This is a genomic window from Streptomyces zinciresistens K42 (assembly GCF_000225525.1).
Classification (GTDB): domain Bacteria; phylum Actinomycetota; class Actinomycetes; order Streptomycetales; family Streptomycetaceae; genus Streptomyces; species Streptomyces zinciresistens.
The window spans coordinates 1-9,251 of record NZ_AGBF01000232.1 but is presented as its reverse complement, the minus strand read 5'-3'; the positions used below and the strand labels follow the sequence as shown (position 1 = coordinate 9,251).

The following is a 9,251-nucleotide window of genomic DNA, read 5'->3' as shown; positions in this document are numbered from 1 at the left end:
TGTCCGGTGCGGCGGCCGCCCCGCGCGCGTGGGCGCTCAGCCGGGGCACGCGCCCGCCGGGGCTGCCGGGCCGCAGTTCGTGGGAGGCCCGGCCGGTGATCAGCTTCCGCCGGGCGGTGTTGTAGGCGTCCGACAGCAGGTCGGTGAGCGGGACGTCGGCGGCGTCGCCGTACCAGCCCTCGCGGTCGGCCATGGCCAGTTTGCAGCCCTCGATCAGCAGATGGACGTACTCGGCGGAGCCGTACCGCGGCAGTTCGGGCGGGAGCAGCGCGAGTTGCTGGAGGAGGACCGGGCCCTGGCTCCAGGGGCCGGCCTTGCACAGGGTCCAGCCGTTCCAGTCGTACGTCGCGGGTGTCTCGTAGGCGGCGGACCAGCCGGCGAGGTCGGCGGCCGTGAGGGTGCCGGTGTGGCGCTCGCCGCTGGTGTCCAGGGTGGGCCGGCGCGCCTGCCGTACGAGGGCCTCGGCGATGAACCCGGTGCGCCACACCTCGCGCGCGGCCTCGATCTGCGCGACGCGGTCCCCGGCGCCGGCGACCTCGTCGAGCAACCGCCTCCAGGTGGCCGCGAGCGCGGGGTTGCGGAACAGCTCGCCGGGCCGGGGCGCGTGCCCGCCCGGCAGGTACACCTCGGCCGACGAGGTCCACTCCGTCTCGAACAGCTCCCGTACGGTCTCCACGGTCTCGCCGACGCGCTCCACGGGCGCGTGCCCGTCCTCGGCGTACCCGACGGCGTGGCGCAGCACCTCGGCGAGGGTCTGGGTGCCGTGGTCGCGCAGCAGGACCATCCAGGCGTCGAAGGCGCCGGGGACGGCGGCGGCGAGCGGTCCGGTGCCGGGCACGAGGCCGAGGCCGAGGCCCCGGTAGCGCGCGACGCCGGCGCCGGCCGGGGCCACGCCCTGCCCGCACAGCACGCGGACCTCGCCGCCCGCCGGGGCGAGCAGGATCGGCACCTCGCCGGCCGGTCCGTTCAGGTGCGGTTCGACCACGTGCAGGACGAACGCGCCCGCCACGGCGGCGTCGTAGGCGTTGCCGCCGCGCTCCAGGACGGCCATCGCGGACTGGGAGGCGAGCCAGTGGGTGGAGGACACCATGCCGAAGGTGCCCTGGAGGGTGGGGCGGGTGGTGAACATACGGGGTCTCACCTCGTTGTTTACGCGCGCCGGACGGTCGAATCGGCATTCAGGATCGGGCCTGGGGAGAATCTGGGGAGTTTGGACTGGAACTCTCCTCCGCCCGCTCCCCCAACAGGCTATCGATCGCCCTGCGCCCCTTCTTCCCCGCCTCCGGCATGAAGTGCGCGTAGTGATCGAGCGTGATGGTCGGCGATGAATGCCCCAACCACTTGGCGAGGGTGACGACCGACTCTCCTGCCTCCAGCACGAGGGACGCGTACGTGTGCCTCAGCACATGGAACCCGTCCTTCGGTGCCGCCTGCCACTGCCAAGGTTTCGCCCCCTTGACCCGCGGAGGGATGACACCTGCCCTGGCCAAGGCAGGCTTCCAGATCTCGGTGTTGCATGTGTTGGCGGCGATCGCGTTCCCGTACTTCGTTGTCAGTATCAGACACGGCAGCTGTAAGTCTTGATCGTTGAGGCGTCCGTGCCGGTCAGGGTGGGGGGTGGCTGCGGACATGGGAACGGCCACCGTGATCATTGACGTGTGTGAAGACGATCAAGAACCAGGTGGCCGTGGAGGCCACGATAGCCGAGCGGGTCTGGACGGCGGCGTTCGGGTCGCTGATGGCGGCGGTGGCCGTCTGTTTCCCGCGCCGGGATTCGCGGATGCTGGGCCGGGCGATGACGCAGGGCATGCTGATGGAGCTGGAACGGCGCAACTGCTGGACCCTCACCGAGGCGCTCGGGCACGACGGGCCGCACCGCCTCCAGCACTTCCTCTCGCGCGGCGCCTGGAACCATGACCTGGCCCGCGACCGTCTCGCCGCCTGGGTCGCGGCCGAACTCGCCGACAACGAAGCCGTGTTGATCGCCGACGAGACGGGTGACGAGAAGTCCTCCACCGACTGCGTGGGAGCCTCCCACCAGTACTCCGGCGCTCTTGGCGGGGTGGGTCTGTGCCAGGTCGCCGTCCATCTCACCTACACCTCGCCGCGCGGTCACACCCTGATCGACCGCGAGCTCTGCCTGCCCGCCGCCTGGGCCGAAGACGAGGAGCGCAGGCTGCTGCGGCACGTGCCCGACGAGGTCACCTTCGCCACCAAGCCCCAGCTGGCCGCCGCCATGCTGCACCGCGCCCGCGGGCTCGGCCTTCCCGCCCGCCGGTTCACCGGCGACGAGGTCTACGGCAGCCTGGAACTGCGCCGCACCGCCCGCACTCTGGGCTTCGACTACGCCCTGGCGGTCAGGGCCGACCATCGCGCGAGCACTGCCGTGGGCCGCCTCAGCGCCACCGAGCTGGCGGCGAAGGTGCCGGCCAGGGCCTGGATGCGACGACGCACGGGCAACGGCACCAAGGGCGACCGCCACTACGACTGGGCCCTGATCGACGTCCTGGCCGATGACGCCCCCGCAGGCCGGGGCGAGGCCGGGCACGCGTTCCTCGTCGTGCGCCGCCACCGTTACACCCGCGAACTGTCTTTCTACCGCTGCCACTCCACCACCCCCGTCAGCCTCGCGGTCCTCGTGAACATCATCTGCACCCGCTGGAAGACCGAGGAGGATTTCCAGGGCGCGAAGGGCCTGGCGGGACTCGACCAGGGCCAGGTGACCTGCTGGACCTCCTGGATGCGCTGGAGCCTGATCAGCCTGTTCGCCGCCGCCGTCCTCGCCGTCACCCACGCTGCCACCCGCACCGTCGACGGAACCGAACACGGCCTTCAACTCGCCCCGGCCAGCGGCCGCGAACTCCTGGCCGTCCTGCGGATCACCGCACTCCCCACGCCCCGCCGCGACCTCGAGCACGCCCTGCACCGGTCCGTCTGGCGCCGTCACCACCGGCACCAGGCCACCGAGGCCCACCGCCGATGGAACAACATCACCGCGGCGGCGACCACATGACCGGAGCCGGACGATCAAGACTTACAGCTGCCGTGTCAGACCGAGGATGGAAAGAGCTCAATGACCGATCGACCTTTACGACTGTGCATTGCATCGCATTCACTTGTAGTCACACTGGCAACGCTAGGCGGTTGCTGTCCACTGCAAGGCTGTATTCATGAGGGCCGAAGGGGCAGGGCGCGTGCGTTCTCACGCGGCGAGATGAGTAACTCGTGCGTGGACGTGCCCTGATGGCCTGCTTGTCCGTACTTGGATGCGACGAACGCGACCCCTGATGATCAAGGTTCTCGAAGCCTTTGATCACGAACAGGGGTCGCGTTCGCGTGCCATCCTCCCTGATCGACGTTCTCCAGCGCCACCGCGAGGACGCCGACCTGCTGCACCTGCCTGCCGAGCTGTCCGAACTCGCCGCGCTGTCGGAGGTGTTGGACCGGCTTCCCGATCCACGACGGGTGCGGGGGCGCCGCTACCGGCTGGGATCACTGCTCACCCTGTGCCTGCTCGCGGTGCTCGGCGGCGCCACCACGCTGGCCGGCATCGCCCGCTATGCCATCGACACCTCTCCAGAGGCGCGGGCGAGGATCGGGCTGCGCCGTCCGCCACGGGCCACCACGCCGGGTCGTCTACTGTCACGTCCGGACGGCGACGCCCTCGATGACGCCCTGGGCGCCTGGCCGGCCCGGCACGCGAGTGACCCGGCCGACGAATGCACCGTGGAGCTGGTGGGTATGGCCGTCGACGGCAAGGCCGTACGCGGCAGCCGCACCGGCGAGAAGACGGCCGTCCACCTCCTCGCCGCCGTCCTGCACGAGGGCCAGGCCGTGGTCTCCCAGCGGCAGATCGCCGCGAAGAGCAATGAGATCCCTGCCTTCGCCCCACTGCTGGAACGGCTCGACCTGCGCGGATGCGTTATCACCGCCGACGCGATGCACACCCGGACCGGGCATGCCGAGCACGTCATCGCCCGGGGCGGGCACTACATCCTGGTCGTCAAGGGCAACCAGCGGGACCTCGCGCCAGGGCAGATGTCGCAGCTGTCGGCGGAGCTTCTTCTGGCCAGAACCAGCGCTCCGCCGAAACCGTCACCGGCACCATCCTGATGGGCGTGCGCCTGTACAACCCGGCAACCGGACGCTTCCTGTCCATCGACCCGGTGTACGGCGGCAGCAGCAACGCCTACGAGTACTGCTCAGGTGACCCGGTCAACTGCACCGACCTCGATGGCCGCTTCAGCCGCTCGAAGACCCGCTACTACTCGTGGGGCCGCATCTCCGCCCAATACTGGGGACCCAACTGGGGCACCGGCGTCGGCGGCATCTCCTTGAAGATCGTGGCGAACAAGCGGTGGACCTACCGCATCGGCAGCTACGGCTGGGTCACCTACACGATCGCAGGAGCAGTCCTGGGGCTGCTGGCCCTGCTCTTCCCACCGGCCGCACCAGTCCTGGCCTACCTGGCTGCCCTCATCACCCTCATCGGAGGTTCCATCCAGTTCGTCGCCCAATGGGCGTCGGCAAGAGGACAGTGCCTGCACATCAACGTCGGAGCCAGCGTCTTCACCAAGTGGTGGATCCCCCGCTACTCCTACGGCAGGTACGCCTACCCCTGGCGCGGCGGCTGCTGAACCGCCCCCGCACCTGAGCTGAACCTGTAACACCGCAGCCGGGGAACGAGACCCTCGTTCCCCGGCCGTGCACCTCCCGTTCCCTCCCGTGTTGAGGAAATTTCATGCATATCCACCGCCGCGCCGCCACCGTCTTCGCGCTCCTCGCCGCCCTCCAGACGATCACTGGCATCGTGTTCAGTGCCGCCTTCGGCCGAGCCTTTGGCGCCCCGCTGTTCTGGACCGCCACCGGCAGCTTCGCTCTCGCCTGGTACTTCCAGCGCAAGGCAATCAGTGATCAGTAACCCTCGCGCCGGCAGCACTTACCCGGTACCTATACTCCGGCGCGTGAACAACACCTTCCGCTGCACCCACTGCGGCACCGTCGGCCTGGAGCCCGGGTTCGTCGAAGACGCCGGACAGCACTCCCGCGGCTACGCCCGCTGGATACAGGGAGCTCTCGAGAAAGGGCCCCTCGGCGGCGCCAAGCGCGTGGGCCGGTCGGCCTGGCAGGTTGATGCCTACCGCTGCCCGAACTGCGCCCATCTCGAACTCTTCGCCGGCCACCCGGCCTGAAGCCTCGCGACGGTCGCCCGGTCCGCAGCGCAACGCGGCCCCTGGAGCCGATCCTCCGAGAGGATCACTGCAACCACCGCACCGGTCAAGCAAGGCGGCCGGTGCGGATAGGTAATCCAACCCCCGGGGGGAGGGGGTCACAATCCGTGCAAGTTCGTACGTATGAGGTGGGGAAATGCCCAGGCATCGGATATCCAAAAAAGGCCGCTATATCGCCCTCACGACGACCGTCGTAGCCGTCGCCGCAGGAGCCGTCATCGCGGGGCAGACCTCGATGGCCGCCGCCGCATGGCCCGCACAAAAGACGTACACCGGCCGGGCGTTCGACGCCTGCACGGCCCCCTCGCTCACCGCGATGAAGGCATGGAAGAAGGACGCCTACTACAGTGAAGCTCCGCCAACTTGATTTCTGCTGATCGGGCGGGCTGGCGTGATCGTTGTTGGGGATGCTCATCGAGGTCGCGGGCGGCTTTCTGTGTTTTCGATCATCCGTCAGCGGTTGACCTCCAGGTTCTTGAGTACGAGCAGTGCCCGCAGGAGAGCGGTGGCGCGGGCGGGGTCGGTGCGGAGCTTGGTGAGGGTGCGCCACATTTTCAGGTGCGCGAAGCCGTGTTCGACGGGGGCGCGTCCTGCGGCCAGAACCTGGTTGACCTGCTTCTGTCCGGGGGTGAGCTTGTGCCAGCGGGTGGCCTTGTAGCCGGTGACGAGGACCTGGCCGTCGGGGTTCTCGGGCTTGTCCACGCCGATGAAGCCCAGGTCACCGAGGGCGCCGAGGCAAGCTGTCTTCAGATGCTCGACGATCTTGTCGTGGCGGGCGGCGGTGACGTCGTGGGTGCGGCCCGGACGGGCCGCGGAGATCCACAGCAGGCGGCCCTTCTCATCGGTCAGGGCAAGGAAGTGCAGGCCGTGGCGGTGGTGTTTTCCCGAGTAGTTGAGCCGGTTCGCCTTCCCGGTGCGCCGGACGGTGGGGATGAGGGTGCCGTCGATCAGAACGACCTCGCCACCCTTCTTTGCGATCTTCTTCAGGGTGCGGTCCAGGCGGGGTGCGTGGGCGGCGAGCAGGGTTGTCAGTTCGTCTCGCCAGCGCCGTCGGCCGTGTCACCGCCCTGGTTGCCGCCGGCCATGTCGGCGATGCGCTGGTCGTGGCGGAGCACGGCGAGCACGATGACGACGATCTGTCCGGGCGGCAGGGCACGCCACCGTGAGCCGATCGTCTTGAGGTGGCGGCGCAGCAGGTCGGCGCAGTATTCGGTGGTTTTCCGGGACACCGGCAGGCGGCACTGGTAGACAGGGAAGCCGGTGTCCCCGGCAGGCTCGTTGATCTTCTTCATGCACACGTCGAAGTCAACGGCCTTCGGGAGCACGTCGGTTACGGCCCGCGGCCGGTTCTACGGCGTGAGCTGGAAGCGTCCGCCGGGCAGCCTGCGCAGCCAGCCCCGACCGGACAGCTTGGTCAACTTCCCACGCAGCGGCTCCAGTCGCCCCTTGACCTCGGCTTCGAGGCCCAGGGCCTTGCCGACGTCCTTGACCCGTACCGGGCCGCCCGCCTCCCGGACGATCTTCATGGTCCGCTGGTAGTCCGGCGGCAGCGCGTCCTCGCCCGGACGCCTCGCGATGCGGGACCAGCAGTACGCCACGGCCGCCGACCTGCGCAGGCACCGCCTGCGTCGTCGCCTTCTCCGCTTCCAGCTGGGCGTGCATGCGTTCCCACACGCGGATCGCGGCAGCGAGGTCCGCGCGCTCGGCACGGACCTTCTCCAGCTGTTCGACCAGGAACTTCTCCTCCTCGTCGAGTTCCGCCCGGCGGGCGGCGACGCGTTCGGCGACTTCGCTGATCTCGGTCATCCGGCGAGCCTACGAAGTTGCTCGGCCCCGCGACCTGGAAACGGACAGACCGTCCATGACCACTGCCAGATGATCAAGGCGAGGGGCTGCCGCCCACGACCGGCCCGAGGGCACCTTCGCCACGACATGCCAGCCCGCCCGATCAGCAGAAATCAAGTTGGCGGAGCTTCAGCGTGCCCAGGGCAGCGGCGGTTCCGCCATCACCGCCGCCCCTGACGACGACCCTCCCTGGGGAGAATCTGGGGAGTGTCCGCGCTGTTGGGGAGCGCGTGGGGAGAATCAAGCGCATAACCCCGCCCGCCCGTGAAAGACGCTGAAAGACTCATCACTGCAGGTCAGGCACGTTGGTATCCGTAACACCGCAGGTCAGCACCCCTGGGTGGACGACTTCATCCCGAAGGTGCCCTGGAAGGTGGGGCGGGTGGTGAACATACGGGGTCTCACCTCGTGGTCGGCTCGTACGGGGGCCGTCCACATCTTCGGGGACGGACCGTTCGGTGTTCAACCGTCCTTCGCGGCGGGGGTCCCCCGGCCTGCGGCGGGGTCGAGCCCGATGCCGGTGACCATGTCCTCGGCGGCGCCCTGGGCGGACAGGCCGCGCGTTCCGGCCGGCGGCACATCTCGCCGGGCGCGGATCGGCGGACGGGGAACGGCAGGCGGGGGCGGGGAACGGCCCGGGGCCCGCGGCGCGGCCACCCCGCGGGCCGTGGCGGAAAGGCGTGCGCGAGCGGTTGTCGCGGTTGTTTCCGCGAGGTAACGTCACCGTGTAGAACGTCGCTCTAGAGGGGCGTTCCACCACTCGCGTGGAAGGGGTACCGATGACGGCACTCGACCAGGCTCCCTCCGTCCTGTGGAAGGCGTTCGACGTGCTCGACGCCTTCAGCCACGGCCGCCGGGTGCTCACGCTCAGCGAGATCGCGCGCCGCAGCGGGCTGCCGAAGTCCACGGTGCACCGCCTGCTGCCGATGCTGATGCGCGTGGGCGCCGTCGAACAGGCGCCGGGCGGCTACACGGTGGGGGTGCGGATGTTCTCCGTCGGCTCCATGTCCGCGGAGGTGGCGCTGCGCGAGGTGGCGCTGCCGCGCCTGGAGCGACTGCGGCGGGTGACGCGGCAGACGGTGCATCTGGCGGTGCTGCGCGACGGCGAGTCGGTCTATCTGGAGAAGCTGCCGAGCCTGGTCTCGCCGGACACCCCCGCGCTGGTGGGCGGGCGGCTGCCCGCGCACCGGACCGGCGTCGGAAAGGTCCTGCTCACGTTCGGCGACGGGCACGTCGCCGACCCGGCGCTCGCCGCCCGCCTGGCGCGGGTGCGGCGCGACGGCTTCGCCACCGACCGGGAGGAGGCGACCGCGGGCCTCGCCTGCCTCGCGGTGCCGATCATGGTGGGCGGCCGGGCGGCGGCGGCCGTCTCGGTGGCCTTCGCCGCCGGGCAGGGCGACGGCGTGGTCTTCCTCGGGCCGCTGCGCGAGACAGCGGTCGCGATCTCCCGGGCGGCGGCCGTCCTGCCGTCCTTCGCGCCGTGAGCGGCCCGCGGGCGGACGGCGCCCGGCACGACACGGCGGTCTCGCGCGAGGCGATCCTGGCGGCGGCGGAGCGCCTCATGATCACCGAGGGGTACGAGAAGGCGTCGATCGCGAGGACGTGCCGGGAGTCCGGCTATCCGGTCGGCTCGCTCTACTACCACTTCGGCAGCAAGGCGGCGCTGCTCGCCGCCGTCTACCAGCGCTTCGAGCAGCGCTTCTTCGCCGACCTCACCGGGGCCGTGGAGCGGGCGGGCACGGCCGAGGAGGGGCTGGCCGCCTTCTGGGACGGAGCCGTCCGGGCGGTCCTGGACGACTACCCCTACTTCGCGCTCAATCTCGAACTGCTGCGGATCAGCCACGAGGACCCGGACATCGCCGCCGTGATGGAGGCCGACACCCGGGCCTTCGAACGGCACATCGGGGCCGCCTTCGGGCGGTTCGCCTCGGCGGCCGGGGTGCCCGACGCCGAGGAGCGCGCGCAGCGGATGGCGCGGATCGCCGTGACCTACTCCCGTGCCGCCATCATGATCGCGGGCGAGGACCAGGACCGCTACCTGCGACAGATGGCGGACTTCTATCCCTTCCTGCGGCAGATCATCGCCGGAACAGGCTGAGCCGGAACAGGCTGAGCCGTCCGCCGCGGGCGCGGCGGGACGGTCCGCCGGGGGCTCGCGGCGTCCGGTGCGGTGGC

The 9,251-nt window shown here is 70.1% G+C and carries 11 protein-coding genes and 2 pseudogenes; 8 read left to right on the top strand and 5 right to left on the bottom strand.

What is annotated here, in order from left to right; genetic code table 11:
• Together SZN_RS32605 and SZN_RS43580 are read right to left on the bottom strand one after the other, a co-directional pair.
• Positions 1-1,129: gamma-glutamyltransferase (locus SZN_RS32605; protein ID WP_007503485.1), on the bottom strand; the 1,129-nt coding region annotated here is incomplete at its 3' end.
• A 49-nt stretch (positions 1,130-1,178) separates the two neighbouring features.
• Positions 1,179-1,562 (bottom strand): annotated as a pseudogene (locus tag SZN_RS43580) (tyrosine-type recombinase/integrase); the annotation flags it as partial.
• A 98-nt stretch (positions 1,563-1,660) separates the two neighbouring features.
• Here SZN_RS43580 and SZN_RS32595 point away from each other — a divergent pair.
• From SZN_RS32595 to SZN_RS39395, 6 genes and pseudogenes are all read left to right on the top strand, one after another.
• Positions 1,661-3,013 carry an IS701 family transposase gene (locus SZN_RS32595; RefSeq protein ID WP_007503481.1) on the top strand — a complete coding sequence of 451 codons (1,353 nt, stop codon included), beginning with the start codon at positions 1,661-1,663 and terminating at the stop codon, positions 3,011-3,013.
• Between the two features lie 323 nt (positions 3,014-3,336).
• On the top strand, positions 3,337-4,113 hold the full coding sequence (locus tag SZN_RS42950) for an ISAs1 family transposase (protein ID WP_007503479.1): 777 nt from the start codon (positions 3,337-3,339) through the stop codon (positions 4,111-4,113).
• Positions 4,113-4,637 carry an RHS repeat-associated core domain-containing protein gene (locus SZN_RS32585; RefSeq protein WP_007503477.1) on the top strand — a complete coding sequence of 175 codons (525 nt, stop codon included), beginning with the start codon at positions 4,113-4,115 and terminating at the stop codon, positions 4,635-4,637. The genes SZN_RS42950 and SZN_RS32585 overlap by 1 nt, the downstream gene beginning before the upstream one ends.
• Positions 4,638-4,741: 104 nt before the next feature.
• Complete coding sequence (locus tag SZN_RS32580) at positions 4,742-4,921, top strand: hypothetical protein (RefSeq protein WP_007503476.1); 180 nt, start codon at positions 4,742-4,744, stop codon at positions 4,919-4,921.
• A gap of 43 nt (positions 4,922-4,964) precedes the next feature.
• The gene (locus SZN_RS32575; protein WP_007503475.1) at positions 4,965-5,192 is read left to right on the top strand and encodes a hypothetical protein; all 228 of its coding nucleotides are present in this window, start codon (positions 4,965-4,967) and stop codon (positions 5,190-5,192) included.
• A 175-nt stretch (positions 5,193-5,367) separates the two neighbouring features.
• A pseudogene (locus tag SZN_RS39395) lies at positions 5,368-5,586 on the top strand (glycoside hydrolase domain-containing protein); the annotation flags it as partial.
• Between the two features lie 98 nt (positions 5,587-5,684).
• Here the strand turns inward: SZN_RS39395 and SZN_RS42945 are convergent.
• From SZN_RS42945 to SZN_RS32560, 3 genes are all read right to left on the bottom strand, one after another.
• Positions 5,685-6,164, bottom strand: coding sequence for a transposase family protein (locus SZN_RS42945; protein ID WP_244313458.1), 480 nt, complete (start codon positions 6,162-6,164; stop codon positions 5,685-5,687).
• Positions 6,165-6,259: 95 nt separating this feature from the next.
• Complete coding sequence (locus SZN_RS42940) at positions 6,260-6,556, bottom strand: hypothetical protein (RefSeq protein WP_007503473.1); 297 nt, start codon at positions 6,554-6,556, stop codon at positions 6,260-6,262.
• A 24-nt stretch (positions 6,557-6,580) separates the two neighbouring features.
• The gene (locus tag SZN_RS32560; protein WP_007503472.1) at positions 6,581-6,829 is read right to left on the bottom strand and encodes a hypothetical protein; all 249 of its coding nucleotides are present in this window, start codon (positions 6,827-6,829) and stop codon (positions 6,581-6,583) included.
• Between the two features lie 1,026 nt (positions 6,830-7,855).
• Between SZN_RS32560 and SZN_RS32555 the strand changes: the two genes are divergently transcribed.
• Positions 7,856-8,560, top strand: coding sequence for an IclR family transcriptional regulator (locus tag SZN_RS32555; RefSeq protein WP_007503470.1), 705 nt, complete (start codon positions 7,856-7,858; stop codon positions 8,558-8,560).
• A complete protein-coding gene (locus SZN_RS37810; protein WP_007503469.1) occupies positions 8,557-9,174 on the top strand; it encodes a TetR/AcrR family transcriptional regulator in 618 nt (205 codons plus the stop codon). The genes SZN_RS32555 and SZN_RS37810 overlap by 4 nt, the downstream gene beginning before the upstream one ends.
• The last annotated feature ends 77 nt before the right edge of the window (positions 9,175-9,251 follow it).

What these genes read in the sequence shown, in the direction of transcription:
- SZN_RS32580 (WP_007503476.1), top strand. Translation starts at nt 4,742, where the DNA reads ATGCATATCCACCGCCGCGCCGCCACCGTCTTCGCGCTCCTCGCCGCC.
- SZN_RS32555 (WP_007503470.1), top strand. Translation starts at nt 7,856, where the DNA reads ATGACGGCACTCGACCAGGCTCCCTCCGTCCTGTGGAAGGCGTTCGAC.
- SZN_RS32585 (WP_007503477.1), top strand. Translation starts at nt 4,113, where the DNA reads ATGGGCGTGCGCCTGTACAACCCGGCAACCGGACGCTTCCTGTCCATC.